At 50.2% G+C, this 24,845-nt stretch carries 30 protein-coding genes; 28 read left to right on the top strand and 2 right to left on the bottom strand.

What is annotated here, in order from left to right; genetic code table 11:
- Positions 1-8 precede the first annotated feature (8 nt).
- The 16 genes from OH144_RS10540 (at position 9) to OH144_RS10465 (ending at position 12,753) form a co-directional block, all read left to right on the top strand.
- Positions 9-953: an amidoligase family protein gene (locus OH144_RS10540; protein ID WP_266206263.1), complete on the top strand. Its 945-nt coding sequence runs from the start codon at positions 9-11 to the stop codon at positions 951-953.
- A gap of 3 nt (positions 954-956) precedes the next feature.
- Positions 957-1,184 carry a hypothetical protein gene (locus tag OH144_RS10535; protein ID WP_266206262.1) on the top strand — a complete coding sequence of 76 codons (228 nt, stop codon included), beginning with the start codon at positions 957-959 and terminating at the stop codon, positions 1,182-1,184.
- A gap of 122 nt (positions 1,185-1,306) precedes the next feature.
- The gene (locus tag OH144_RS10530; protein WP_266206261.1) at positions 1,307-1,828 is read left to right on the top strand and encodes a hypothetical protein; all 522 of its coding nucleotides are present in this window, start codon (positions 1,307-1,309) and stop codon (positions 1,826-1,828) included.
- Positions 1,829-1,838: 10 nt separating this feature from the next.
- Positions 1,839-2,471, top strand: a complete 633-nt coding sequence (locus tag OH144_RS10525; RefSeq protein ID WP_266206260.1) for a hypothetical protein — start codon at positions 1,839-1,841, stop codon at positions 2,469-2,471.
- Complete coding sequence (locus OH144_RS10520) at positions 2,471-3,706, top strand: hypothetical protein (protein ID WP_266206259.1); 1,236 nt, start codon at positions 2,471-2,473, stop codon at positions 3,704-3,706. The genes OH144_RS10525 and OH144_RS10520 overlap by 1 nt, the downstream gene beginning before the upstream one ends.
- Positions 3,703-4,761 (top strand): LamG domain-containing protein, encoded by a 1,059-nt coding sequence (locus tag OH144_RS10515; protein ID WP_266206258.1) that lies wholly within the window; start codon positions 3,703-3,705, stop codon positions 4,759-4,761. Before OH144_RS10520 ends, OH144_RS10515 begins: the two co-directional genes overlap by 4 nt.
- A gap of 13 nt (positions 4,762-4,774) precedes the next feature.
- A complete protein-coding gene (locus OH144_RS10510; protein ID WP_266206257.1) occupies positions 4,775-4,996 on the top strand; it encodes a hypothetical protein in 222 nt (73 codons plus the stop codon).
- 185 nt (positions 4,997-5,181) lie between these two features.
- Positions 5,182-6,372 carry a S49 family peptidase gene (locus OH144_RS10505; protein ID WP_266206256.1) on the top strand — a complete coding sequence of 397 codons (1,191 nt, stop codon included), beginning with the start codon at positions 5,182-5,184 and terminating at the stop codon, positions 6,370-6,372.
- Between the two features lie 15 nt (positions 6,373-6,387).
- Positions 6,388-7,338, top strand: coding sequence for a hypothetical protein (locus tag OH144_RS10500; protein WP_266206255.1), 951 nt, complete (start codon positions 6,388-6,390; stop codon positions 7,336-7,338).
- A gap of 53 nt (positions 7,339-7,391) precedes the next feature.
- Positions 7,392-7,724, top strand: coding sequence for a hypothetical protein (locus OH144_RS10495; RefSeq protein WP_266206254.1), 333 nt, complete (start codon positions 7,392-7,394; stop codon positions 7,722-7,724).
- A gap of 12 nt (positions 7,725-7,736) precedes the next feature.
- On the top strand, positions 7,737-8,282 hold the full coding sequence (locus tag OH144_RS10490) for a hypothetical protein (protein ID WP_266206253.1): 546 nt from the start codon (positions 7,737-7,739) through the stop codon (positions 8,280-8,282).
- Positions 8,283-8,286: 4 nt separating this feature from the next.
- Entirely contained in the window at positions 8,287-8,490 is a 204-nt protein-coding gene (locus OH144_RS10485) for a hypothetical protein (protein ID WP_266206252.1), read from the top strand.
- Between the two features lie 93 nt (positions 8,491-8,583).
- Positions 8,584-9,216, top strand: a complete 633-nt coding sequence (locus OH144_RS10480) for a hypothetical protein (RefSeq protein WP_266206251.1) — start codon at positions 8,584-8,586, stop codon at positions 9,214-9,216.
- On the top strand, positions 9,206-10,486 hold the full coding sequence (locus tag OH144_RS10475; RefSeq protein WP_266206250.1) for a DNA modification methylase: 1,281 nt from the start codon (positions 9,206-9,208) through the stop codon (positions 10,484-10,486). The genes OH144_RS10480 and OH144_RS10475 overlap by 11 nt, the downstream gene beginning before the upstream one ends.
- Positions 10,449-11,117 carry a hypothetical protein gene (locus OH144_RS10470; protein ID WP_266206249.1) on the top strand — a complete coding sequence of 223 codons (669 nt, stop codon included), beginning with the start codon at positions 10,449-10,451 and terminating at the stop codon, positions 11,115-11,117. Before OH144_RS10475 ends, OH144_RS10470 begins: the two co-directional genes overlap by 38 nt.
- A complete protein-coding gene (locus OH144_RS10465) occupies positions 11,110-12,753 on the top strand; it encodes a hypothetical protein (RefSeq protein ID WP_266206248.1) in 1,644 nt (547 codons plus the stop codon). The genes OH144_RS10470 and OH144_RS10465 overlap by 8 nt, the downstream gene beginning before the upstream one ends.
- A 272-nt stretch (positions 12,754-13,025) precedes the next feature.
- On the opposite strand, the gene OH144_RS10460 is transcribed toward OH144_RS10465, so the two are convergent.
- Positions 13,026-13,754, bottom strand: a complete 729-nt coding sequence (locus OH144_RS10460; protein ID WP_266206247.1) for a hypothetical protein — start codon at positions 13,752-13,754, stop codon at positions 13,026-13,028.
- 96 nt (positions 13,755-13,850) lie between these two features.
- Between OH144_RS10460 and OH144_RS10455 the strand changes: the two genes are divergently transcribed.
- The 8 genes from OH144_RS10455 to OH144_RS10420 all read left to right on the top strand — a co-directional run bounded on the left by OH144_RS10455 (position 13,851) and on the right by OH144_RS10420 (position 19,278).
- Positions 13,851-14,195 carry a hypothetical protein gene (locus OH144_RS10455; RefSeq protein WP_266206246.1) on the top strand — a complete coding sequence of 115 codons (345 nt, stop codon included), beginning with the start codon at positions 13,851-13,853 and terminating at the stop codon, positions 14,193-14,195.
- Complete coding sequence (locus tag OH144_RS10450; protein WP_266206245.1) at positions 14,195-15,556, top strand: hypothetical protein; 1,362 nt, start codon at positions 14,195-14,197, stop codon at positions 15,554-15,556. The genes OH144_RS10455 and OH144_RS10450 overlap by 1 nt, the downstream gene beginning before the upstream one ends.
- A 3-nt stretch (positions 15,557-15,559) precedes the next feature.
- A complete protein-coding gene (locus tag OH144_RS10445; protein WP_266206244.1) occupies positions 15,560-15,796 on the top strand; it encodes a hypothetical protein in 237 nt (78 codons plus the stop codon).
- The gene (locus OH144_RS10440) at positions 15,796-16,794 is read left to right on the top strand and encodes a DUF6712 family protein (protein WP_266206243.1); all 999 of its coding nucleotides are present in this window, start codon (positions 15,796-15,798) and stop codon (positions 16,792-16,794) included. Before OH144_RS10445 ends, OH144_RS10440 begins: the two co-directional genes overlap by 1 nt.
- Positions 16,795-16,968: 174 nt before the next feature.
- On the top strand, positions 16,969-17,424 hold the full coding sequence (locus OH144_RS10435; protein WP_266206242.1) for a lysozyme: 456 nt from the start codon (positions 16,969-16,971) through the stop codon (positions 17,422-17,424).
- 3 nt (positions 17,425-17,427) lie between these two features.
- Positions 17,428-17,898, top strand: coding sequence for a phage holin family protein (locus tag OH144_RS10430; protein ID WP_266206241.1), 471 nt, complete (start codon positions 17,428-17,430; stop codon positions 17,896-17,898).
- A 12-nt stretch (positions 17,899-17,910) separates the two neighbouring features.
- Positions 17,911-18,630 carry a DUF6549 family protein gene (locus OH144_RS10425; RefSeq protein WP_266206240.1) on the top strand — a complete coding sequence of 240 codons (720 nt, stop codon included), beginning with the start codon at positions 17,911-17,913 and terminating at the stop codon, positions 18,628-18,630.
- Between the two features lie 369 nt (positions 18,631-18,999).
- Complete coding sequence (locus OH144_RS10420; protein ID WP_266206239.1) at positions 19,000-19,278, top strand: hypothetical protein; 279 nt, start codon at positions 19,000-19,002, stop codon at positions 19,276-19,278.
- A gap of 294 nt (positions 19,279-19,572) precedes the next feature.
- Here the strand turns inward: OH144_RS10420 and OH144_RS10415 are convergent, their stop codons facing one another.
- Positions 19,573-19,950: a type II toxin-antitoxin system HicB family antitoxin gene (locus OH144_RS10415; RefSeq protein ID WP_266206238.1), complete on the bottom strand. Its 378-nt coding sequence runs from the start codon at positions 19,948-19,950 to the stop codon at positions 19,573-19,575.
- A gap of 334 nt (positions 19,951-20,284) precedes the next feature.
- Between OH144_RS10415 and OH144_RS10410 the strand changes: the two genes are divergently transcribed.
- Genes OH144_RS10410 through OH144_RS10395 form a run of 4 tightly spaced genes read left to right on the top strand, consistent with a single transcriptional unit; the run spans position 20,285 to position 24,845 of the window.
- A complete protein-coding gene (locus tag OH144_RS10410; RefSeq protein ID WP_266206237.1) occupies positions 20,285-21,148 on the top strand; it encodes a hypothetical protein in 864 nt (287 codons plus the stop codon).
- Positions 21,145-21,678, top strand: coding sequence for a hypothetical protein (locus OH144_RS10405; RefSeq protein WP_266206236.1), 534 nt, complete (start codon positions 21,145-21,147; stop codon positions 21,676-21,678). Before OH144_RS10410 ends, OH144_RS10405 begins: the two co-directional genes overlap by 4 nt.
- Positions 21,679-21,681: 3 nt before the next feature.
- Positions 21,682-23,610: a SprB repeat-containing protein gene (locus OH144_RS10400; RefSeq protein WP_266206235.1), complete on the top strand. Its 1,929-nt coding sequence runs from the start codon at positions 21,682-21,684 to the stop codon at positions 23,608-23,610.
- Entirely contained in the window at positions 23,607-24,845 is a 1,239-nt protein-coding gene (locus OH144_RS10395) for a hypothetical protein (RefSeq protein WP_266206234.1), read from the top strand. The genes OH144_RS10400 and OH144_RS10395 overlap by 4 nt, the downstream gene beginning before the upstream one ends.

The raw sequence follows: 24,845 nt of genomic DNA, 5'->3' as shown, positions 1-24,845 counted from the left end.
ATACGACCATGACAGCACAAGAAATACTAAACCTGAACGGCACGACAAAGACTTATAAAATGCAGCAGCTCCTGCAGCTGGGCTTTACCAGAAAGCAGGTAGCAGAGATGATGGGCGTAGGATACGGCTTTGTTCAGAACGTATACGCTGCCATGCAACGCCGAGGCCTTGCCACCCAAACCTCGGTATTCACACCAGGCCTTTTCACGCGCACCTTTGGAGTAGAGTTCGAAGCCTACGGCGTAGACATGCACCGCCTGAAAGCTGAGCTGGAGCGCCAGGGCATAACAGTAGCCATCGAGGGATACAACCACACCACCCGCGCACACTGGAAAATAGTAACAGACGCTTCTATATCAGGCGCACAAGGCTTTGAACTTGTAAGCCCAGTACTGCAAGGCGAAGCAGGCCTGGAGCAGGTAAAGAAAGCCTGCAAAGCCCTGAAGAAATGCAACGCCCTGATCAACCGCAGCTGCGGCATGCACATACACTTCGGAGCCAACGACTTTGAGCTGGCCCAGTGGAAAAACCTGTATAAGAACTACATCAACTACGAAGGCCTGATCGATAGCTTCCTGCCGGTAAGCCGCAGAGCTAATAACAACATATATTGCAGAAGCCTCCTGAACAGGTTTAGCAGCGAGAGCGTCGCCTATAGCGCCATCGATAGCTGCAGCAACATTGAGCAAATAGCGCAGAAAGTAACAGGGCGCGACCGCTACTTCAAGCTGAACGCCGAGAGCTTCTTCCGCCACGGCACGGTTGAATTCCGCCAGCACAGCGGCACCATCGAAGTAGACAAAGTGGTAAACTGGATAACTTTCCTCAACAACCTGGTAGAATTTTCAAAAAATAACGTTTCTTCGCAAAAGACGCTGGAATCTTTGGAAGCTTTCAACCCAGCGCCGGTAGTAAACTTTTACAGAAACAGAATAGCAGCCTTAGCAGCATAGAGAATGAAAACATACGAATTTTTAGGAGGCGGCCAGATACAGGCCGCTTCCAACTTGGACCTGGTTTGGGAGATGCGCAACACTAGCCACACGGAGTCTGCCGACCTGGAAGAATTCATGGCGCAGACAGCCAGACGCTGCAAGCTCCAGAACGGATCCGATATCCGGACGGAGTCGGTGGATATTTTTGTTGCGGACTTGATAGAAGCAGGGTTTGTAATAGAAAAATAGTACAAAAAGTACAGGGAACTTAAAAGCGGGTAAAAAGCTTATTCCGCCGTAGTTGTCATTTTATAGGACGCACTAAATGAGTATTTTAGTGTACCCTTAAAATGCACCCCAAACCACCCTGTATGCTTCTAACTGTACAAATTCCAGTACTGCCCCACGTACTCAAGTTTCTAAAGAAAAAGCACCAAGGCGAATTCAAACTTAGCCGAAAGCACAACGAAGGAAAAATGCTCATCCACATGCTGCGCAACCAGCAGCACGATGAGCGTTTTGACGTTGAGCGAGAGAAATACTCTCAAAACCTTGATGTTATCATCACCCTCGATAAGTATAAGAACCGAGGATGCAACAACATCACCAGCCGCACCATTTACGATTTCAACGATTTTATCGACGCCACCATCAAGGATGAGTTTCTATACTATGTGGAAACGCTCCAGGAAGCTGGCGTGAAAATGACTATGGACGCCATGGTGGATGGATTCATGGGCAAGTATTTTTTTGATGACGGCGATATCTCCCCCCTCACTCTCAAGCAGGCCTGGTACCGTGATCAGCGGAAGAAGTATGGTAATAAGTGGGTAAAGCGGAAAAAATCAGTAGAAATCCCAGGTTTTTCCGCCGTAGTTGTCACTCGCCTCTAACCACTCCCAGATGAAGAATATTTCAAGGGTTGCCGGTCAGACTTCAGGGGTAAACCAGCGCTTTTACTATACCTTGGCAGCCAACCTGCCCGACGAGATCCTAGTGGAGGGCGTCACCATTGTGAGTGATCTCCAGCTGGCCGAGGGCACGCTGTTCAACTTCTTTGAAGCCACACAATTCTCTCCAGAGCTTGACGAGCCATCTGATGACGATGTGCACGGCCACTTCTACAACAACAATTTCAGTGGATTTGTAGCAGGCCATACACCTGAGCTAGCTGAGGCTATGCTCATGCTGAAAGGCAAACGGGTGGTGGTGCTTTACCAGGATATGGATGGCCAGCTTAAGCTGATCGGCGACAAGGAGCACCCTTTGGTGTTTGAGTGCAAGTATAGCTCAGGCAACCAACCTGGCCAGCGCAAAGGCTACCGATTCAGCTTCAAAGGCAAGTCCCGCAACCCAGCTTACTTCTACAGTGGACCTTTCAATGTCGCAGAAGAAGGAACGATTGCGCCACCAGTTGTGGTAGGTGGTGAGGCCGTTCGGATGGTAGATACCCGAGGCAACCTGATTGCCTCTATACCTGCTGGCAAAACAATCATCATCCGCTCCGGATTTAAACTTACTTACCAGATCAAATAATGGCCTTACTCTCACTCCAGGCATTTAAGACAAAGTGGGCGGCAATCACCGGCCGCTTCAAAGACAACAATACCTTCGATATCGCCGAAAAGGATTACCGGGAGTTTTCTACTGATATCGCTGATTCACTCTTTGATCCAGTTGAGAAATTAGCAGCTCGGGTGGAGAAGCTTGAGCAACCGGCACCGCCAGCTCCGGAGGGCTTCAAGTGGAAAGTCTATCCAAAAGTATCCACAGAAGGCAACACAGTAAAAGTCACACCTGCGGAAATAGAAGTCCATGGGCAGGTCTCGCCTCTGCCAACACCCAATGCTAAAGAAAACGTGCCATTGCCTCCAGTTGGATGGGGAGAGCGCATCGACATCCTGGCTGCCTCAGCCGATGGATGGGTTTATATCTACGGGCAGGATCCAGGTGTGACGCCAGCCTTTGAGCATCCTGATCAGCCAGGCACTGAGCTACTCTTCGCCGCTTACCTTTTCTGGAGTAATGCCGGTGGTGCAGTGGAAGAGCCAGTGGTGTTTGTAAGGGTGGTGGAAATGGATGGGCAGGAGTATTCTCCGGATGCCAATGGCAGGCTTATACTTCCGAAAAGTGGTACTACTATTAATAGCACCGACGATATTCAGAGTGAAGGTGCGTTTAATAAATGGTTTACCGATGCCAGGGCGATTGCAGCCAGAGCTACATCTAACTTGTGGGGTTACTTAGGACTTGCCAACTCTACTGCCACTATCTCTCTAAAAGGGTGGTTAGACTTCCTTACAAATAAGGTTAAGACAAATGAAGACAACATTGCTACAAAAGTAAGCAGCGTAAACGGCAAGTCCGGAGCAACCGTGAGCATTGTAGCCAACGACATTGACTACACCACTAACAACAGCACCTTTTTCGGTGCTGGGGTGCTTAAAGTAAAAGCGGCACTCGATAAGCTGGCCTCCCTGGCATGGGCAGTCACTGACCGGTGGGACACACTCTCTTTCTCCAGCTACACCCGCTCACAACGCGTTTACTACAACGAGAAAATCACCGTGCAAGCTGTGGAGCTGTCAAACATTGCCACCATGACCTATATTGCCACGCAGCGAGGGAGTGCCTCACAACCAGCCACTACAAGCATAGCTACGCTGAATAGCCAGATTACCAATTTCGTGCATTACACCATCGAGTACCGCGTAACCTTGGCAGCTGGTAAGAATTTCGGGGAGGCGATAGTTAAATCTAAGCTAGGATGATAAAGCGCTATTTTTTCGGTCTTCCAGTGGAAATTGCTAACCTCTCACCAGGCTCGATTCGTGTAGATGGGGTGAATGACCGCATCACGGCCATTGATTCGCAAGCGTTCCAGGTAGGAGCCACTCCCTTTTCTCTGGCCGTCAGGTTTTTGGCATTGGTGCTGCCCGGCGCTTCTACCACGGCCCGTATTATGAGTAAATCAGGCACAGAGACGGGTTTTGCCCTCTTCTTCGATAGAAACAAACTCGGACTTTTTATGCGCCCGCAAGGCAGTGGAGGCTCTCGTTATAACATATTGACAGCTGAGACCGCGACACTTGGAGTAGAAACAACCCTCGGCTTGAGTCGTGCCGGAACAGCGCCGACCAAAAAGGAAGATTACAAGCTGTACCTGAATGGCGTTCCGCGAACGGCAGCAGACTTACAGTATACCTTCGGCACTACCTCTAATGACTGGCCAGGGGATATGCCTTCCGGCAATCTGGACAGTAACGCCAGCTTTGAGTTCGGGCAAAGCGCCACTGGTGGCAACAGCTTCATCGGGTATGTTTTCATCGGTGGTCAGTGGAATCGGGAGCTTTCAAATCAGGAGCACGCAGACATACACGCGGGCGTGTTGCCTGCCGAGAGTGCTGTGGGAGCTTGGCGCATGGACGAGCCGCAAAGCGGAATGGTGCTGGAAGCCACTGGCTCAGGCATTGACGCGCAAATGATTAACTACACGGCGGCTGAACTTGACAATGGCAGCCCCTATGCGGCCTGGGTACCGGAGGGCGGGCTGCTGATATATAACACCACGTATGAGGTCAAGCCGTTTCGAGCGCAGAAAGACTTGGTGGTAAAATCTATTTACCGCAATCGCAGCGCCCGAACTACCCTAAACTATACACACCGTAACGCCAGCGGTGTAGAGGTAAGCTCCGGCACAGTGGAATTTGTCGACAACACCCTACTCTTTGAGCTCACGATGCTTGAGGGGGACGTTTTAGATATTGGTTTCCAGGCTTCTGGCTCAAATAACCCATTTTGCGCCATAGAGGTGCATTATATTTAGCATGTAAGTGATTATGAAAAGGATTAAATATTATTCAATCATACAATCGAATAAATACCCTGATTTAAGAAGCGTATATCCCATCGTCAATATGATGGTTGATGATAATGGAGATCTTACTGGTCAAACACTTCTTGAGGGATATCACACACCTGAACAGTTAAATGAAATAGAAAGTGTTGGAGGAGTGAATTATACACATGATGAGTATATAACAGCGAGAAGCAGCCAGTAATTTCTGTCTTTTTTTCCAACCCTCTCATTCTCCAGATTTGTGTCAATTCATAACTGTCGATGCAAGTCAACCACTTAGTTTCTGCTATTCTCCGTGAGCCCTGGATGATTGATCCAGCGGCTGCCGAGGCGTACATGCCTCAAGTCATTTCTTTACTTAACAGTGAGCTGACTGCATCGACATTGGTGACTCCAAAAGAAAGAGCCGAAACCCTGCCATTTGCCATGGGCGGGGTGGAGGCTTCTACTGTTTATAGCTCCTACGATGATGCGCCATCCGGATCTGTGGCTGTAGTAACAGTGGACGGCCCGATGATGATCAACGACTACTGCGGCACGCCTGGCACCAGAACACTTGGCCAGCGCATCAAGGCAGCAGATGCGCATGAGAACATCTCCGCCATCGTCATTCGAATGAACACACCAGGTGGTACCGTTTCAGGCACCGAGGCTTTCCATAACATCATCAAGAATACTTCAAAGCCACTGGTGGTGCACGCCGACATGATGTGCTCTGCAGGCGTTTGGGCTGGTTGTGGTTCCAACCTGATCATTGCGGCAGGCAAGACAGCCTCTGTCGGCTCTATTGGTACCATGGCTAGTATCACCGACTTCTCTGGCTATTACGAGAAGCACGGCATCAAGTCCCACACTATCCGGGCCTCTAAGTCTGTCGACAAAAACGAGGCACATGCCCAGGCCATGCAGGGCAAGTACGACCAACTGCGCAAAGAGCAGCTTGATCCGTTGAATGAGGCTTTCCTTGGCTCTGTGCAGGAGTTCAGAGGTGACAAGCTCGACCTGAAGAAAGAAGATGTGTTGACTGGCAAGGTATACTTCGGCCAGAATACCATCGATTTCGGTTTGGCCGATGAAATGGGTGACTTCGATTACGCTGTGCAGCGTGCACTCCAGCTAGCTGCTTCCCAAAACAATACAGACAACTCAATAACTCAAAACCAGACCATGTTCGGAAAAAACAAATTCAAGGCTGTAGCTGCCTTGGCCGGAAAAACTGGTGAGGAGCTCACAGCAGAGATGGTAACAGCCGCTAACGAAGAGTTAGAGGCTGCTGGCATTGAGGGTGTGGCGCTGATCACCGAGTCGGAGTACGACGCTTTGCAAGCCTCAGTTAAAGCTGAAAAAGACCTGACCGCGCAGGTAAAGACGCTGACTGACACTAACGCCACCCTGACTACGGAGCGTGACAACTTTAAGGCTGAGGCTGAGAAGTACGGCAACCAGCCAGGCGCAACACCTACCTCCGTGAAGAAAGACGGTGTTGACAACCCAGAGTCGGGTGCTGACGAGAGCCAGGCTGCTATCGATGCGCTGCCTCACAACCAGGCGCTGGATCAAAACCCACTGTTCAACTAATCCACTTTTATAAAGATGAATATCGCTGATATCATTGCTGAGTTTGGTGCCTACTACCTGAAGAACGGCCAGAACTTAGCTCGCATCGTGAAGATGCTGAATGCGCCATCGACGACTGACTCTGTGCTGACTTCAATCATTACAGACGAAACGCAGTGGCGTGCTGCCCAGGCTACCATCGGTAGAGTGCTGCAGCCATTCCAGAAGACCTGGACGCCAATCGATGCTTTGAAGTTTGTGCCGGTTGTGATCAACCAGTTCAAAATGAAAGTTGACTCGGAGGAGTATCCGGATGATCTGGAAGCTACCTGGTTAGGTTTCCTTACTGGTGACGGTCTGGACCGTAAGACCTGGCCATTTATCCGTTGGTATGTGGAAGTAATGCTGCTGCCAAAGGCAAAGGAGGATTACGAGCTTTACGAAGTGTACAAAGGCGTTTACCAGGCTCCGGTAAATGGTCAGCCAGGTGCTGCTGGTACTGCCATGGATGGTCTTAGAAAGGCCATCAACGACCAGGTTACTGCCGGTCGTATCACGCCAATCGTAACCGGTGCTCCGGATGCAGACAACAAGGTGTTTGTAGAGCAGGTGGAGTTCTTTGTGGACAGAGTGAATGCCAATTACCAGCACATCCCGATGCAGCTTTGCATGAGCCAGTCGCTGGAGCGTCGCTTCCTGAAAGGCTACCGTGCCCTGTATGGTAAAGACACTGATTACAAAGGCAGCAATGGCTCTGTTGACTTCTCGAATACATCCATCATCGGTCTGCCTTCCATGGCGGGTGCCAATAAGATCTGGATGACGCCGAAGTCTAACGCCATTCACTTGGGCAAGCGCACACAGAACCAGAACACGATGCAGATTGAAAGCATCGATCGTAAGGTGAAGTTGTTCTCTGACTGGAGCCGTGGCGTTGGTTTCGTGATTCCTGAAATCGTGTTCACCAACGATCAAGACTTGGTTTAATTACCAGGTCTTGAGTCGCTAAATCAATTGTAAATCATTTGTAAACCATAGCAATGGCTGAGAATAAAGAACTAACTGCTGAAGAGCAGATCGAAGCGCTAAAGGCAGAGCTTGCCAGGGAGCGTGAAGAAAAAGAAGAGCAAGCTGCCCTGATCGACGAGCAGAACGAGCGCCTGGCGCTGGCCGAGGCTCAGAAAGGCAACAAGCTCCCTGTCGTTCAGGACAGCAAAAAGAAAAAGTACCAGGTACTGGCCGCTAAGTTTCAGCATCCGGAGACTGGTGCAGATGTACTAGCTGCAGAGCTGAGCGCAGACAAGAAACTGGTGGACCTGCTGGTTGAGAAGAAGTCTGGCTTGCTGGTGGCTTATGTTGAACCAACTAAGTAAGGAGGCTGAACGATGGATTTTGTTGATCTACTGCCACCAGCTGGGGAGGATAACCCAGCCGGTATTACCTCGGAGGTATATGTTGCGCCACTTTTGTGGTTTTTGGCTGCAGGCCTGAAAAGTGTTAAAACCACCACTGAGCCTGGTGACAGCGTGACCATCGACGGCACACATGAGTTTAAGGCTGGTTTAGGTTTTGTGGAGTGCTATGCGACGCAGGACTCGTCTGAGCCGAAGATCACCACGATTGGTGAGATTGACGGTTACGGCGGTCAGGTGGAGTTTGAGTTCTTCCACCCTGGTGTGAAGAAAGAAGCTGCTGAGTTTGCCCGCTGGATTCGCAACACGCCCTGCGTTGTTATCACCAGGACACAGGACGGCAAACTGCTCCAGTGGGGTACCAAAGGCCTGGGCATGAGCATTCCGAGCGACTTCTCCTTGGCGAAGTTGAGCGGTGGCCGCAGAGGCTATACATTCAAGGTAACCGGCTATCAGGCTGGCCTGCTTTACTACGAGGGTGATATCACCTTGAAGCGAGACGCTGTCGTAGCTCCTTAAACCAATGGCTAAGCAGGTAAAAAAGCTCCGTCCGGAGGTCTCTAGGAAGTACCAGCTGGGTACGCAGTACACACAGATCAACAGCTTTAAGCATGGTATGATCGACCTGTACGAAGTAACACTGGAGCAGGCGGATAGGTATGTGGCCGCCGGTGACTTCCCTTACCTGGTACCGAAGCCAAAACGCACCCGGAAAAAGAGTGTTTAAAGATTAAATGTTGCATAAACTAAAGCCCTGACCACTAGTCAGGGCTTTTTTTATGTCTTTTTTTAGCTGCCCCTGTCTGACCACTTTTGAAGTATGGAGCAGGAAATTAAAAGGTGGTTAGCGTCTGATCAGGACTACGCGGCAGGTGTCGCACTCTATGATCAGTATGGCAGCAGCAACGTGCGCAAGCGCATGTTCGCCTCAGGACCATCCTCCTTCAATAGTGAGAAACTGCTCCAGTCACTTCAGGAGCTGCTGCCGGTAAAAGCACCAGAGCCAACTAAACCGGTAAAAATTGCTGCTCCTAAACCCCAGCCAGAAGCACCTGCTTCCAATCCAGCCCATCAGCCGCATTACGAAGAGCTGATGAAGCAGCGCCAGTCACTCCTGGATGAGCGAACTCTGGCGCATGCACGGCTCAACATGGTGCCGGAGGGTGAGAAATTGCTCCAGCTATCACTCCGGATCCTGGAACTGGTACCACAAATCAAAAAGCTCAACTACATCCGCAAGTTTTACCTGACGCATGGATGTCTGCCTGATGAGCTCTTCCCAAAATCAAAGGTGGACGAGTCTGACAAGGCCAGCCTGATCCAGCACCGCAACAACCTACGCACTAAGCGCTCCCGACTTCGCAAGCATCCAGAAACCAATGAACAGGAGCTGGCGACCATTGAAACCGAAATACAAAGACTTACCATATTGATTACCTCAAATGACAAATGAAACCGCAGCCTTGGAGTGGATTACCGTGCAGCGCAAGGTCTCAGACCTGATGCCCTATGAGCACAACCCAAGGATCCTTACCGAAACACAGAAGCAACGCCTGATTGAGAGCATCGAGAAGTTTAACCTGGTTGAGATTCCTGTGATCAACCAGGATAACACCGTTATCGCTGGCCACCAGCGCCTGACCGTGCTCATGCTCCTGGAGCGAGGCGAAGAGCTGATCGACGTGCGCTGCCCCAACCGCATGCTCACCGAGCTGGAGCTCAAAGAGTATAACATCCGCTCGAATGTTTCCATCGGCATGTGGGACTTGGATATACTGGACGCTGTTTTCAGTGACATCGACCTGGGGGCATTAGGCCTGAACGTGGATGAGTTCAAGATGCCAGATGCGGTCCTGAAGGAGATTAATCCGGAAGAGGAGAGTGAGTTCAACCCAGAGCCTCCTAAGGCGCCGATTTCTGTTCTGGGCGATGTATACGAGCTGGAGAGTACTTCCAAGCACCTGAAACACGTGGTGGTCTGTGGTTCTTCTTTGGAGTCAGATACAGTGGAGAAAGCACTGCAGGGTAAACTGGCAAACGCCACCATCACCGACCCTCCCTACAACGTCAACTACGAGGGTGCTACCAAGGATAAACTCAAAATTGAGAATGACAGCATGCCGGACGAGGATTTCTACCAGTTCCTGTATGACTTCTATACCAACAGTTACCTCTTCATGGAGGCTGGAGCACCCATCTACGTGTTTCACGCCGACTCAGAAGGCGCCAACTTCCGCCAGGCTCTGAAGAATGCCGGGTTGAAGCTCTCACAATGCCTGGTATGGGTAAAGCAATCCATTGTGATGGGCCGTCAGGACTTCCACTGGCAGCATGAACCGATTCTATATGGCTGGAAAGAGGGCGCTGCGCATAAGTGGTACGGTGACCGCAAGCAGAGTACTGTGCTGCAGTTCAACCGCCCGAGCCGCAACGCCGACCACCCGACCATGAAGCCGGTGGAAATCCTGTGCTATCTATTGGAGATGAGTACCCAGCGCCGTGATATTGTGTTCGATGGTTTCTTAGGCTCAGGCAGTCAGATCATCGCCTGTGAGCAGTTGCAACGTCAGTGCCGTGGTACCGAGCTCGACCCGAAGTATGTCGATGTTGAAGTGAGGCGATGGGTGCAGTACATGCGCGACAACAAACTTCCCTTCTCAGTTAAACGCAATGGCTACCTGCTGAATGAGCAAGAACTTAATCAATTCAATCACCAAAACTAAGGTTGATAAGTCCAAGGACACGCTGCTCGACCGGCTCTACGACTCTTACCTAAGTGAAGAGGGTGAAGAGAGCCTGTCGGATGCGGATAAGACCAAGCGGTCCGTAATCGAGGCTGCCTGGTCGCTTTTGGTGAACTATCATTCATTTGAGCAGTCGGTACCCTTGCTGATGAATCGCTTTGACCTCAGCAGAGCCACAGCTTACCGCATGCTCAACAATGCCACTAAGCTATTCGGTGATGTGACGCAGACCAGCAAGCAAGGTTTGCGCCACATTCTCTATGAGTACTCCATGAAGGTGTTTCAGCTTGCAGCGAGTCAGAAGCCACCGGATTTGAAGCAGATGAACACGGCCATCAAGAACATGGCCATGCTCAAAGGCCTCCATGCCGAAGATACATCCGCTTTCGACGCAGAGTTGTTGCAGGCACATACCTATATGATCCAGATATCTTCTGGAGGCAGTAAGGAGCCGCTAACATTGGATGTTTCCAAAATTCAGACGCTTCCAGAGCACGAGTACGAAGACGTGGTGGATGCCGTCGAGTCGATGGGCCTGGGGGATGAATCAATCGACAATATCCTGGATAATGTGATTGATGAGCCCGAGGAGGAGGAAGCGGATGAGTAAAAATCAAGCTTTTAAGCAGCTGAAGTTCAACAGGCCTCAGCTACGCTTTATCATTTCAAAAATAGCCTCTGCCGTCTCACTTTGGGGTCGTGCGACTGGAAAATCCTCGCTTATTGCCTGGCTGATCCACCTGATTGTCCAGACAATGCCCCGCAGCAAGTGGGTACTGGTAGGCAGCACGTATAAGCAGATTCTGGCCGTAACGTTGCCCTCCACCATTGCCTCGCTGGAGCGAATCGGCTACATCAAGGACAAGCATTATTTTGTGGGCAGAAAGCCACCGGCCAAATACCGGTGGCCTCTGCCGTATGAGCCGCCACTGGATGATCAGTACGCGATTTACTTCTATACTGGAGCCTGTATTCAGCTGGTAACGCAGGATGCAAACGGATCAAGTGCCCGTGGTAACAACCTCGACGGTATAATCTGTGATGAGTCGCTGCTTTTGAACAAGGAGCGATTTGATAAGGAAGTTTCTGCGGGTAACCGTGGTAACAGGCGCTATTTTGGGAAGAACCCTCTGCATCATGGGGTTTTCCACTTCAGCTCTATGCCTTACGGCGACCAGGGACGCTGGCTAGTGGAGGCTGGCAACTATGTCCTGGATAAATACGACCTGCTCTCACTCCAGAAAGAAATCACGGATTTGCAGCTCAAGTTTATCGACAGCCGCGACCGTGACTTCAGAAAGCGTGCCTGGGCAGATATGCAGGAGATCAGTAAACTGATCCGCTTTGCTCCAGACGAAAAAGGCCTGCTGTATTCGGAGGCTAACGCCTTTGATAATATCGTTAACCTGGGACTGAAATACCTGGAGGATCAGCGGCTGCAGCTGACCGATTTCGTGTTCTTGACCGAGGTGCTTAACCGCAGGCCTGGCACTGTAGAGGAGGGCTTCTATCCGATGCTCAGTAAGCGCCATGCAGTAGATGCCAATAACAACGATTACATTCTGGGGCTGGAATTCAACCTGAAGAAACTCTCGACGATAGACTCCAGGATGGATAGCGACTGCGTAAGCACGATGCCAATCAGGGGTGCTGTCGATTGGGGATCCAAGATATCAGTGCTTTCCCTGGCGCAGCAGCATCCGGGTGAGTATAGATTCCTGAAAGGCATGTATGTAAAGCACCCGAAGTTGATCAATGACTTAGCTGATCAGTTCATTGAGTATTACGCTTACCACCTGAAGAAAGAGTTTGTCTTTATACAAGATGCTGAATGGGGTAATGCACGCCGCCCTGACTCAGACATGACCTATAACGAGCAGTTTGCTGAGCGCTTAAGGAAAGCGGGCTGGACTGTAAGGATAGTGAACATGGGACGTGTGCCTGTGCACCAGGTCAAGTACCACCTGGCACATGAGCTGCTGGGTGAGACAGACCCACGGCTGCCAGCCATCCGCTTCAACAAAGACAATTGTAAGGATATCCTCACGGCGATGAGCCTGGCTCCAGTGAAGCAGGGCCGTGGTGGTGAGATACAGAAAGACAAGAGCAGCGAAAAGAAACTCACTGTGCCTGGCCAAGAGGCGACTCACTTCACCGACACTGTGGACCTTCACTTCCTATCCATCGACAAGCACATCATCAATCCACTGATGGACTTCTCAGACTTCATGCTGCTCTCAGCGTAGCGACCACAACTTTTAGCCAACCCGAAAGCCGCAGCCATCTTGGTTGCGGTTTTCTTTTTGTCGGAGGCCATTCATATATCGCCGAGGTCGGTCTGTGAAATTGCGCCGGAGCATCAGTGCGCCGTCGGGGAGAGCAGTGTGATTTTGAGATTTTAAAGTATAGGCGAGGTACAAAAAAACCAGCGTACCAGCTGGAAACGCTGTTTTTAAGAAAAATTTTTGAGACTGGGTTTAACCGAGGCTAGTTTACGAAACCTTCAGCTTTCATAATGTTAATTTACTTCAATAAACTCCAGGAAGCTTTGACCATACTTAGATACTGTATACATAGAATGCACTTCTTCTTCTACCAAATCGTCATGGGAAGAGGCGCTGGTACTCTTCTTAATCATAAGAAGCTTCATGTCTACTAGTTCATAGATCACAGGAGTGAACCTTTGCACCGCAGTATCAAGCACCTTATTTTTATGAACCATAAAGAAGTCATCGAAATACTTGCTAGGGTGTAAATCTCTCCACATTGTGCCACCGCCCATTTTTTTCGAGAAGTACTTCAGTATTTCTATGTGCTCCGGGAACATCCGATCAATAAGGTAGAGAAACTGAATTTTTCTGCGCTCCTCCATATCTTTTTCAAAACCACTGGCAGTAGAAGTTGTAGCAGAATTTAAGACACCATTCTTCAGAGCATTCAATTTTTCTTTTTGGTGGTTTTTTATAGCGATTTGGCTCGCTTCTAACAAAACGCTAATGAAGACTTCATTATTCTTAAGCTCATCTATTGAGAAGCTTTCTACCTTCTTCTCAAGCTCAATCAGCCCAGCAGTGATGCTTTCCACCCACTCTTGTTTTCTTTTCTCAATAGGGGACTTAACTATTGCGTTGAAAATCTCATTCATTGACCCTCCAACAAATGGCACGGCTGAGATTCCTGCCTTAACAACAGTGTGTACCATATCTCCAGTTGTACCCTGCGGTACTTGATATTTTTTTTCTTCCATCTAAAGTAGTTCAGATTGATTTTTTTCAAATATACCTGATTCCCTCTGTTTTCCTGTCTTTTTTTAAGCCCCTATACCTGATGAAATTCGCTTCAGATGAGCAAGCGCATAATCAGGTTGAAGGATGCTTTAGAGTTGATGGAGAACGCCACAGAGCCTTTCTCTATACGCTTTGCTGCGTGTGACAGGAAAAGAGGAACAGGCGGCTACTGGGTCAAGCTAGACAAGTGCTACATGACCGGTGACCAGCCGAAAAGTAAGAAGAAGTCGACAGCATCCGTGTCGACGGCTTTGCAGCAGACTCCCCCCTCAGCCACTCCAAAACAGCCGCACCACTACGAGAACTACACTCGCAACCTAAAGGTGGTACCCAGCGGCCAGATCCGTAAGTGCAGCATTTGGCTCATCAAGGAAGTCAACGGAATGGAAGTCATTATCTGATGAGCATAGTTGTAAGCAAGGACGGCAATTTCGCCTATACCAGCGCCGGAGCTGGTGCCATTATCAAATTGAACATGCCGCTGGCCTCCGCCAGCACAGTTATAGCTGGCAAAGGTGGCGATACTCCTGGTGCGGTAGCCACTACGCCGGTAGTAAAGGCCATGGGTGACGAAATCGCTATGTGGGGCGATGACAACCTGTTTCCGCAGAATGTGATGAAAGATGTGGAGGGCAACGAAGTTCTCTCCGACACACTGAGCTGGAAAGCAAAGGCCTGGTACGGCTCGGGTGTGGTATATGGCCATGTGCAGCTAGACGAAAAGGGCAACGAGATATTCATCCGGAAGAAAGACCCTGAGGTGGAGGCTTTTCTGAAACGCTCCAATATTAACCGTTATGCATTGGAGGCGCTAACGGATATCTCCTTTTTTGCTAACGCTTTCCCAGAGTTCATCCTATCCAAAAACAGAAAGAAGATTGTGATGCTGACGGCGCAGGACGCTGTTTTCTGCCGTTTCTCCAAGCCCAAAACGGATGGCGTGATTAACTTCTGTTACATCAATGCCAACTGGGACAATGGGGCCAACATCACAGACGAATACACCACCAAGGTACCAGTAATAGATCCTTACTTTGATCCGGTGGAGGCGCTCCGGGCCAATACAAAGGATTTCAAGTTTATCTATCCGATTAACGTGCCCTCTCCTGGTAAAGCCGAGTACCAACTGGCCAGTTGGAATGCTGTGCGCCGGACTGGCTGGCTTGATGTGGCTAAGGCTATCCCCGAATTCAAAAAGCAACTCTTCAAAAACCAGCTGTCGGTGAAATACCTCATTGAGGTGCACCATGCTTACTGGACGTGGAAATACGGCGACTGGGACTCTAAGAAAGTGGACGAGCGGCAGAAGATCATCGCTGAGGAGCTGGATACATTCAACGCCGTGATGACGGGTACCGATGGAGCTGGAAAGTCTATTATAGCCACTACGGTGCGCAACCCACACACGGGCGAGGATATCGCGGCTTTCAAGGTGACGGCCATCGATGACAAGCTTAAAGACGGAATCTATATCGAGGACTCGCAAGAGGCTGCTTCCTACATCTATACTGCCGTGGGTGTAGCACCGACTTTACGTGGCGTAAGTCCAGGCAAAGGTATGGGTGCAGGCTCTGGTTCTGATGCCCGCGTTGCCTTTAACAACTTCGTTTCGACCTCACGCTTTGAGCAAGACCTGGTGCTGGAGCCGCTTAACCTGATCAGGGATTACAACGGCTGGGATCCGGAGCTCCAGTTCAGGTTCCAGAACCCGCTCATCATGACGCTTGACAAAGGCAAGCAGGTGCAGCAGGAAACTTCCTAAGCCATGAAAACCGCCTTTAAAGTGGGTGACACAGTGCACCTCAAGTCAAGCCCAAGCTGCAGCATGACTGTGGCCAGGGTGCCAGGTCCGGCGCACCCAGATTTGCTCAAGCCTGCACAGGTAGAATGCGTGTGGCTGGATAAAAACCACCAAGCGCACTTCAGCCGCTTCCCGCTGGCCATGGTGGCGAAATCTTCTGAACGGCTTCCTATCGGATTCAAAACAAACAACCGGCAATAATGGCCCTATTTAAAACCAAAGAAGAGTTTCAGAAAATCGTCCGGGTGAACAGGGCGACTTTCAGCCTAGAGAACGTGCTGCCTGATATCCTGCTAGTGGAGCGCGACCAAATCAAAAAGCTGCTGGGGGCAACGCTATATGCGAAGCTGCATGCGGGATACCAGGATGACACGCTGGATGATAAGCAAAAGGAGCTGCTCTACCTGGTGCAGTATGCGCTGGGCAACTTGGCCATGGTCAGCTACATGGATATCAACCAGGTGCTGATTTCCGATGGCGGCATCACGCGATCGGACAAGGCAGCTTACCGGTTCCAGATCCGCAGCCTGAAACTCAATCTGCTCACCAAAGGCTATAATGGCCTCGAGTCGGTGCTTGAATTTCTGGAAGAGCATGAAAAGGCAGAAAATTTCACCGATTGGGGCATAAATTCCGCCGTAGTTGTCACTCGCCAATTCTTCATCAATTCAGCCCGAGAATACAGCCAGGAGTACGATATCAGCGACTCCCGCATGACCTATCTGTCACTTCAGTCTATCATCAAAAAGGTGGAGCCATTCGCCGTGGAGTCAGTGATTGGCGAGGCGCTTTACGAGGAAATCAAAGCCCAGATTAAGGAAGGGAATGTGAGCGACGAGAATAAGCTGCTGCTTTCTAAGTTCATACGCCCAGCTGTGGCGCACCTGGTCGCGGCCAAGGCCATCGCAGAGCGCAGCTTTAAGTTTTCCGGAGACACGATCAGCCTGAACCTGGAGATGCTGGTAGATGATACCAGCGAGGGAGCCATGGCCAATAACGACCAGCTGCTGCTCAAAAAAATAGAGCAGGCCTATACTGATGGACAGACTTTCCTTTCCAAGCTGCGCCAGTACCTCAACAAGAACGCCTCTGCCGACAACTATAAAGCTTATTTCGAGAGTGAGCTGTACACGCCTGATCATGTGGTGCCCGCTACTTTCCGCAACAAGCCTGACACCAAAGTTTTCGCATTCATTTGATAATCCATGAAACCAGTCCTTTTGCTCGGATTTCTACTGCTCTGCGGGTGCGGTGCTAGTAAAGACTTTCTTCCTTGCCCAAAACCTCAGCAAACCATGCTCCAAAAGAAAAAGCAAGCCAAGCCCCTCAAACCTGTTAAACAAGCCCCGAAGTGGGTCTATTAATTTCTAACAATGAACAAGCATCTGAAAACCAACCTGCTCGGCCTTGCGCTCATCCACCAGTTTGAGAGCTGTCGGCTTAATGCCTACCTGTGCCCGGCCGGCGTCTGGACCATAGGCTATGGCTGTACCTATTATGAAAACGGAGCTCCTGTGAAGCGAGGTGAAAAGATCACGAAGGAGCGGGCAGACGAACTGTTTGCAGTTGTGCTGCGAGGCTTTGAGGAGAAGGTGAAAAGAGCCGTAACTGCCCCGCTCACGCTGAACCAGTTCAGCGCGCTGGTGAGCTTCACGTTTAACTGCGGCGAGGCAAACTTCAGAAAGAGCACCCTGCTCCGGAAGGTTAATGCTAACCCAGCCGACAAAACCATTGCTGCCGAGTTTGCCAAATGGAAGAACGGGGGAGGGAAAGAGCTGCCGGGCCTAGTGCGCAGAAGAAAAGCGGAGTCTGACCTATATTTCAGTTAATCTATGCGCCTGTTCACTATCCTGATCGCTTTCGCCTCCATCTACCAGGAGGCGGGCGAGTGGTTCAATAAGTATGTTTTCGCGGACTGGGACTTTGTGCCTTTCCTGGTGATTTTCGTCACGATAGACACTTTCACTGGTGTGTATGTAAATGCGAAGCTCAAGCGGCTGCACTCTTTCAAAATGCGATCGGTGTTTGAGAAGCTTCAGCAGTATGCGGTGGGGCTGATCATCATTCATGGTATTGCCTCTCATTTAGTCGATGGCTCTCCGAACCAGGTTGTACACATGCTGGTGCCTTTCCTGAAGGGTGGCTTCTATGTGTATATGCTAGTCTGTGAAGCAATATCCGTGGAAGAGAACCTGAGTAAGATCGGCAAGGGTTACCTACCTGTTTGGCTCAAATCAAAGCTGGTCGATTACAAGGAAACCGGGAAAGTGCCCTCTCCTGATCAGGAGCAACCATCATTGTAACCACGCTTTAATATGAACCTATTAGTAAAACTTGAAAACCTTATCCAAAGCGGCAGCAAATTATTGTTGCTGCTTTTTGTGCTCCTTATCATCGCCCTGAGCAGCCTGGTAACGCGCTGCTCTGTTGAGAAGACCATGGAGCAGAACCAAAAGGCCGTCTATAAGGTGCTAAGCACCGAGATACAACGCCACAAAGACAAAGCTGGTGCTGAAGTGGCCAAGCGCCAGGCACTAGAGCTGGAGCGGAGGGAATTTCTGTCAATGCTGGCAGACAAGGACTCGAATATCCACCGTCTGCAGGAAGTGGTCAGGAAAGCGGGTGCGAAAGTCTCCAGTGCGACCGTGGCGACGGTGCAGACCGATATCACCGCCAGTGCCCCGGCGCAGCTAGTGGTGCTCTACTTGCCAGACAGTACGAAAACCGTTACCTATACTGGGCACATTAACACCGATTGGGTGAGTGGGCGCGTGCAGGCTGGGCCGGATAGTGTCAGGTTGGAGCAGCTTCGGATCCGCAATGAGTTTGAGATTTGGCAGCAAGAGGAACGGGCAGGTCTGTTCAAACCTTTGCAGCCAGTCGTCTACTTTCGGAGCCTGAACCCGCACAGTACCGTGACCGATTTCCAGAGTTACGTCGTCAAGCCCAAAGCACAGCCAAAAGTCGTCAGGATACTGAAAGGCATTGTGTTAGGGCTGGCCGTGTACGGCGCTGTTGATTTGGCCCTAAAATAATTATCAGCTGGCCTTTTGCAGGTATAGATTTTTTTACCACTTTTGAAATGCTAAAACATTCAGTGGAAAAGACGCCACTTTAAACCAGTCTTATGTTGGTTTGGGAGTGGCAATTTTATTTTAGGAACATTCGGTTTCTATATATAACCCATAATATTGCCTCGGTAGAAGTGAGTCGGTAGTCGTAAGGGCTATCGGAAATAATCCACACTGGATGTTTTAGCAGCTCCTTCTATCGGGGCAATATTGTTTTTAAACCAATAGTACCATGCTAAAACATCCAAAAATTACACGTCAAAAGAAGCTCGCCCCAGTAGGACTCTGGCGCTGGAGCAATGGTCAGCCCGTACCGTTCAACCCCAAGCGGTCATGAGTATCTCGAAGAGAGTAGTGGATGGCCAGGAAGAGCTGATCATCCGCAACGAGCCGCACATCTCAGAAGCCGTACTTGGAGCACTTATTGAATTGCTAAAAGGTATACCTGATGTATCCAACCTGCAGGCCACACTAGTGCAAATGGAAACCATCTGTGTGAAGTACGCATCGGAGGAATTTGCCCTTTGGGAATCCGAGCAGCAAGAGCTCCTTTACCTGCACGAGTTTTTAAGAAAAATCAGGTATAGGCAGAGAGGAGATACGATAGAGTAGAACTATCATAACAAAAGCCACCCTTCACAGAGTGGCTTTTGTTATGATAGTTTATGATTAGCAGTTAGTCTCAACCCAGCTTAAAAAATCTTTCTTACTCACTCCCAGCGTTTGCAGATTAGTTACAATGTGAGCGAAAGGAATTTCTTTCTCTGCCCCTCTGAAAATAACAGAGCGCAGGGCTCCGGGGCATTTCCACTTATGATGCGAAGCGTTAGTTGAGTTATAAAAGCAGCCCAAGGATGTCAAATAGGCCTCCCAACACTTTGTTGGGATAGGTCGGTGGTTGCCCATCTATGCAATCATTAAAAAGGTTTCTTCAACCTTGGTATCATCTGATAGTTCAAAATTCTTTAAAAGGCCTTCTTTATCTACAAATGAATCACTTATCTCAAATTTTTTCTTAAATAAGGGATTTCGGTTCCATCCATATTTTTTGAGCTCTTCGGTTCTTTGAGGCTCGGGTAAGCTGTAAAGGGTTTCACAAAAATCATCTAAAGCTACTTCAAGCATTTCCTGTGCCTCTTCAAAAGTGTCTCCATAGGCAGAAATGTTTAATGAAGGTACATAGATAATAACGTGGCCATGGTCATCGAATGTGACGCTATGTAGGCCCATTTTAATTCTACCTTTACCGTTCTCTATTTTTAAATACTCTTTTAGTCTTGACATAGGGGATAGTGGATATTTAATAAGTCTCACTATATGGAAAAAGTTATGCCACAGCTTATTTCCATTAATCTATCGATTCATAATCTGATTATAATCGAAGTATAATCAATTTGTAATAGATATGTGGTACAAATGTAACAGGATTTTCAGATAATAAGTTACATATATTAAATATTGCCTGTCTAAAAATGGAAAACACAATGCTGATTTTTTTAGAATAGCATCGTATTAACCTGTAAAGCATATTAACATAAATCAAGTCCTATAGATAGGGCTTTTTTATGTCTTTTTTTTACCCCTCTCCCGTGGTGAAATTCGTGAAAAGCCTAGCTAAATGCACGATATCACCTTCCGATACAAGACCAGTTCCAAAGCAAAAAAAGTAGAAGAGGTGCACCTGAAAGTGGCCGCTTCCTGGAATGAGCTCACGTCTGGCCAACTGCTTGAGATCATCCGGATACAGCTTGCCTCGCTACCAGGCGACCCCAAGGTAGCCTACCACCTAAAGAACCTCCAGCTGCTTAAAACGCTGCTCGGCATTAAGTGGGTCATCATCCATCAGTTCACAGGTGTGCAACGCCTTGGGCTATACTTGCTGCTGGACTTCCTGGGCACTGTGGGACTTACCAAGCAGCTGGTGCCGCTACTTACCTGCCGAGCCCAGAAAACACTGTCAGCCGAAGAGCTGCACGGCCCATCCGAGCGCTTCCGCAACCTCACCTTTGCCGAGTTCATCTACTGCGACACGCTTTTCTCTTTCTTCTGCAAGACCGATAAGATCATTTTTCTCGAGAAGTTGATTGCCTGCCTATACCGTCCGCAGCGCACCGACTACGACCCCAAAAGCCCGACCTATAAAGGCGATATCCGCCAGGACTTTAACGAACACCTGATTGAGGGGCGCTTGCCGCTGATTGAGGCTTTGCCGCTGCACGTCAAATTCGCCGTCCTGGCCTGGTACCGTGGCTGCCGCAAGGAGCTGGAGCAGCGCTACGACAAAGTATTCACTGAATCCAATCAGATCAAAGCCGCCGAGGGCGACTGGGGTGACGTACTCCTGAGCCTCTCCGGAGAGAAGTTCGGCACCATGGAACAAACCTCCGGGCAGCGGGTGCACACGGTTTTCAAGGAAATGCAGCGCCAAGCCCGTGAGCATGAGGAGCTGAGGCGCCAACACGAAATGAACAATCACAGATGAGACACAGCGAATACACTACCTTTTTCAGGCAACTGGCCAGTGAGCATATCGACATCCGGAACTCCGAGGACGAGTGCCGTTTCGTGCGTCTGATCCTTTCTTCTGACCCGCTGCAGCGCATCATGGATGCTCGCGAGTTTTACGACTCTCTCCGGAGCAGATTGGCCGAGGGCTACGCCATGATCCTGATCAGCTACGAGGCCGACTATTCCGACAACAACGGCGACCAGAAACTCAAGGAGTACCACGGCTCTTTTATCATTCTGCACCCCGTTCCGGAGGGCGACCATGACGCACTGGAGGCTGTGCTCGACAAAACTGAGGAGATAGGCGAGGAGATCATGGGCGCCACGCTAGAGCGCATCAACAAAGACTACACGCCACCCAAAAAACACATGACCGTGAACGGCGTGACCAATGAGCGCATCGGGCCGGTGGGTGAAATTTACCACGGCACCAAGTTCAACTTCTTCTTTACACAGGGAGCAAACAAGGCGCTGTACTACAAGCGTGATAAATTCTCAGTATAAGCGATGGCGAAAATTTTATTATACCAGTATGTCGACAACATTGTAGAGGTTAGCTATGGGAACTGGCAGGCCCAGCAGCACAGTTACTTTTTCGACACGGTCACACTCCAGACAACGCACTCCCAGTTCACAACCACTGGGGGGGATGCGCGAGAGTTTGAGGGAGAGCCCCACATTTACCCGGATGACCTGACTCGGCCATTTCACTCTAATTGCAACGGCACAACCAAGCGAGAGTACTTTCACGACGGAACAGGCATTGTGAGCGTACAGCACACCGAAAACTCACTTGACTGCGGATGGGTACCACCTTTTAACATCTCCACCAACGTATTCCATGTTGTTTGCTACGGAAACAACACCGGCAATATCACAGTGCAGGTGGAGAGCGTTTTTCCGCCCTACACCTACCGTTGGAATGATGGCTCCACAGAGCAGAACCGATTTAACATTCCGGCAGGAACATACATTGTTACTGTAACCGACAGCAAAGGCTTTTCAGACTCCAAGGAGGTTGAAGTAAGGCAGAACAACCAGATTCAGGTGATCGGCTCAATCGGAAACAACTCTATTGAGGTGTCCGCCTCAGGAGGCATTGCGCCCTATACTTTTCATTGGGAAGATGGCGTCAATACCAAGGACCGATCCGATGTGGCACCCGGCCGCTATACCCTGACAGTACGAGACTCGGTTGACTGTACGCAGACAGTTACCTTCACCATTTCATCAGAACGCTTTTTCTTTTCCAAAAATCCTGTATTGCTGAGTCTGCAAGCCGCTGATTACCAGGAAAAGCCGAACCTCCGTTTTGTTTGCGAGGTATGGGTCGAGCCGGAGTACCTTTCCGGTAATTTCATGCTGGCCACCCCGGAACCCTTCGAGCACCCGGCCGATCAGTATGGTCGCACACAGTTCGACGTGCGTGAGATTCTCGACGCTTTCGTGGAGCCGCACTTACCCGACTTTAACCAGAAGGTAGTGAAGCGGGCCGATAAAGCCTTCAAGCGCTTTTTCCTACGCCATACAGAAGCCTACGGCGACCCGGTCGTGCTGGACCCATTCACGGTGCAGGACAACCGTTATGTACTCTGCGGCGGATTGGACGATCCGGAGCACTTTGCCGGAACCTATTTCAATAACTATCGCCAAAACCGTAAACCATTCTTTACATGGGAGCCAGCAGTGAAGGAGACCTTCGTTGACCAGCAGGAGTTTCTCTACTTCATGCCAGACAGCTTTGAGCTGACAGATTTCCGGGTTCGGGTAAAAGTTGTGTTAAAGGATGGCGGCACCCAGACCATCGAACCGTTTACACAGGGCGATATCAGGCGCTTTGAGTTGTATGCTATACCAACTGGGCATAACCAGCTGGGGTTGGGGTCGCTGCAGCCTGGCAAGGAGGTGCGCAGCTGGGAAGTGTATGTGGTGGACGGATTCAACAATGTACTTTCTGAGACCAGGCGCTACAAACTCAGCACCGGCAGCTTTGCCCAGGTGCGCTATTTTATTTATGCCAACTCACTCGGAGGCTACAACACGCTGGCAGCGACCGGCAGGGCCAGGCTCTCCGTGGATCCGAAAGCGCAGCTGATCGAGCGCAGCCGACCGGTTGATGCGCTGAGTGGCGACTCCATCATCCTATCCAAGAATAGCCAGCGTACTTTGGAGCTGAGCACCGGCCACAAGAGCCGGGCAGAGCTACTGGCTCTGCAGGACTTCCTGAACTCAGCGGACGTGAAACTGATTGGATCCGACCGCTTCATTCCGGGCAGACTATCTGACAAGTCGGCCGACGTGCTGGACGAGGATCCGCTCAAGCTCCCGGCCATCAGCTTCGACTTTATTCTAAACAAAATGCATAGCTACACCCCGCAGCTACGCCTTTCGGGCTATCCGGACGAATCCGCACTGCTTAAGCCGCTAAATCCATGATCGCTTTCCGAATAGCAGACGAGGAGTTGGACCTGAACGCCAGCACCTCCGTGCAGGTGGAGTACTTCAGCTCCCTGTTTGAGACAGACCGCATACCCGGCATGCTGACCTACCCTGTCACGCTACCCTGGAGCAAAAAAAACAAGCGCATGCTGGGTTTTCCTGGCAGCCTGTCGATGCGTCGGTACCGCAAGGAGCCTTTCGACTGCCAGCTGTACCTCAACAATCTGTGGCGGGTGGGCAAGCTCTATATTATGGGCACCAGCGACAGTGGCATCAGCGTGAGCTTTCAGTCGGATATAGGGGATCTGGGTGAAGCCTTTAAAAATGACAGTCTGCGTGAACTGGACTTGGGATCCGGGCTGGAGTTTGTCCGGTTTACGGTGCGCAACGATAAGTTTGCGGACAACACTCAGGTGCCATATCCCTACCTGGTGCACATTCTTCGGCAGGTAATGAAGCAGTACGGCTATACCTGCTCTGGTGCCTGGCTCGACGATGCTTCCATCAGATCCCTGGTGATCTACAACGTGCAGCCACCGGATCCTGGGCAGGTAATCTACGCTCACCACATGCCGGATATGAAGGTGAACGATTTCCTGAAGGCAATCAGGGCCGCTTTCGCCTTAGGGTTTGTGTTCAACACGACCACCAAGAACATGGAGATCGTGCGCCTGCGCGACGTGATCCGGAATACTGACTTTGCCGACTGGCGTAGTCGCCAGATCCGCGTGAAAGAGTGGAAGCCCAACGAAACGGACGGTTTTCGGCTGGAGCTCAAGCCTGACAGCAACGACGATCTCAACAAAGAGCTGTCGGTCGAGGCCTATACCTTTCAGGTGGGCAAAGGAAAAGAGACAATCCCCATTGGACTGGGCACGCTGAAAATGGCAGCGGACGGAGTACCGGTGGCCAGCCAGGAGGCAAATTATGAAGGTAAGTTCGGGCTCAACCTGCTTTACTACGGTGGCCAACAGGCACAGCCCCTGGTGCCGGCCACACTCTATGCGCAGTACCACCGGGAGTGGCTGGAGTTCTTGAGCGAAACGGAAACAGTGGAAGCGGACGTGAGTCTGAGCATCACTGACCTTCGCACCCTGCGCCAGGATCGCAAAGTGCTGGTGCAAGATGAGCTGGCCAGTGTGAAGGCGCTCTGGCGCAAGATCAGTGTTACCGTGAGTCTGGACAAAGGCATCCAGACAGCCAAAGCTTCATTTTTTAAAGTGCGGGTATAA

The sequence above is a fragment of the Pontibacter kalidii genome, assembly GCF_026278245.1.
In the GTDB taxonomy this organism is placed as follows: Bacteria; Bacteroidota; Bacteroidia; order Cytophagales; family Hymenobacteraceae; genus Pontibacter; species Pontibacter kalidii.
This window is presented reverse-complemented; position numbering and strand designations above follow the sequence as displayed.

Excerpts from the sequence above, each read along its gene's own strand:
- OH144_RS10540 (WP_266206263.1), top strand. The coding sequence starts at position 9 with ATGACAGCACAAGAAATACTAAACCTGAACGGCACGACAAAGACTTAT.
- OH144_RS10535 (WP_266206262.1), top strand. The coding sequence starts at position 957 with ATGAAAACATACGAATTTTTAGGAGGCGGCCAGATACAGGCCGCTTCC.
- OH144_RS10530 (WP_266206261.1), top strand. The coding sequence starts at position 1,307 with ATGCTTCTAACTGTACAAATTCCAGTACTGCCCCACGTACTCAAGTTT.
- OH144_RS10525 (WP_266206260.1), top strand. The coding sequence starts at position 1,839 with ATGAAGAATATTTCAAGGGTTGCCGGTCAGACTTCAGGGGTAAACCAG.
- OH144_RS10520 (WP_266206259.1), top strand. The coding sequence starts at position 2,471 with ATGGCCTTACTCTCACTCCAGGCATTTAAGACAAAGTGGGCGGCAATC.
- OH144_RS10515 (WP_266206258.1), top strand. The coding sequence starts at position 3,703 with ATGATAAAGCGCTATTTTTTCGGTCTTCCAGTGGAAATTGCTAACCTC.
- OH144_RS10510 (WP_266206257.1), top strand. The coding sequence starts at position 4,775 with ATGAAAAGGATTAAATATTATTCAATCATACAATCGAATAAATACCCT.
- OH144_RS10500 (WP_266206255.1), top strand. The coding sequence starts at position 6,388 with ATGAATATCGCTGATATCATTGCTGAGTTTGGTGCCTACTACCTGAAG.
- OH144_RS10495 (WP_266206254.1), top strand. The coding sequence starts at position 7,392 with ATGGCTGAGAATAAAGAACTAACTGCTGAAGAGCAGATCGAAGCGCTA.
- OH144_RS10490 (WP_266206253.1), top strand. The coding sequence starts at position 7,737 with ATGGATTTTGTTGATCTACTGCCACCAGCTGGGGAGGATAACCCAGCC.
- OH144_RS10485 (WP_266206252.1), top strand. The coding sequence starts at position 8,287 with ATGGCTAAGCAGGTAAAAAAGCTCCGTCCGGAGGTCTCTAGGAAGTAC.
- OH144_RS10480 (WP_266206251.1), top strand. The coding sequence starts at position 8,584 with ATGGAGCAGGAAATTAAAAGGTGGTTAGCGTCTGATCAGGACTACGCG.
- OH144_RS10475 (WP_266206250.1), top strand. The coding sequence starts at position 9,206 with ATGACAAATGAAACCGCAGCCTTGGAGTGGATTACCGTGCAGCGCAAG.
- OH144_RS10470 (WP_266206249.1), top strand. The coding sequence starts at position 10,449 with ATGAGCAAGAACTTAATCAATTCAATCACCAAAACTAAGGTTGATAAG.
- OH144_RS10465 (WP_266206248.1), top strand. The coding sequence starts at position 11,110 with ATGAGTAAAAATCAAGCTTTTAAGCAGCTGAAGTTCAACAGGCCTCAG.
- OH144_RS10460 (WP_266206247.1), bottom strand. The coding sequence starts at position 13,754 with ATGGAAGAAAAAAAATATCAAGTACCGCAGGGTACAACTGGAGATATG.
- OH144_RS10455 (WP_266206246.1), top strand. The coding sequence starts at position 13,851 with ATGAGCAAGCGCATAATCAGGTTGAAGGATGCTTTAGAGTTGATGGAG.
- OH144_RS10450 (WP_266206245.1), top strand. The coding sequence starts at position 14,195 with ATGAGCATAGTTGTAAGCAAGGACGGCAATTTCGCCTATACCAGCGCC.
- OH144_RS10445 (WP_266206244.1), top strand. The coding sequence starts at position 15,560 with ATGAAAACCGCCTTTAAAGTGGGTGACACAGTGCACCTCAAGTCAAGC.
- OH144_RS10440 (WP_266206243.1), top strand. The coding sequence starts at position 15,796 with ATGGCCCTATTTAAAACCAAAGAAGAGTTTCAGAAAATCGTCCGGGTG.
- OH144_RS10435 (WP_266206242.1), top strand. The coding sequence starts at position 16,969 with ATGAACAAGCATCTGAAAACCAACCTGCTCGGCCTTGCGCTCATCCAC.
- OH144_RS10430 (WP_266206241.1), top strand. The coding sequence starts at position 17,428 with ATGCGCCTGTTCACTATCCTGATCGCTTTCGCCTCCATCTACCAGGAG.
- OH144_RS10425 (WP_266206240.1), top strand. The coding sequence starts at position 17,911 with ATGAACCTATTAGTAAAACTTGAAAACCTTATCCAAAGCGGCAGCAAA.
- OH144_RS10420 (WP_266206239.1), top strand. The coding sequence starts at position 19,000 with ATGAGTATCTCGAAGAGAGTAGTGGATGGCCAGGAAGAGCTGATCATC.
- OH144_RS10415 (WP_266206238.1), bottom strand. The coding sequence starts at position 19,950 with ATGTCAAGACTAAAAGAGTATTTAAAAATAGAGAACGGTAAAGGTAGA.
- OH144_RS10410 (WP_266206237.1), top strand. The coding sequence starts at position 20,285 with ATGCACGATATCACCTTCCGATACAAGACCAGTTCCAAAGCAAAAAAA.
- OH144_RS10405 (WP_266206236.1), top strand. The coding sequence starts at position 21,145 with ATGAGACACAGCGAATACACTACCTTTTTCAGGCAACTGGCCAGTGAG.
- OH144_RS10400 (WP_266206235.1), top strand. The coding sequence starts at position 21,682 with ATGGCGAAAATTTTATTATACCAGTATGTCGACAACATTGTAGAGGTT.
- OH144_RS10395 (WP_266206234.1), top strand. The coding sequence starts at position 23,607 with ATGATCGCTTTCCGAATAGCAGACGAGGAGTTGGACCTGAACGCCAGC.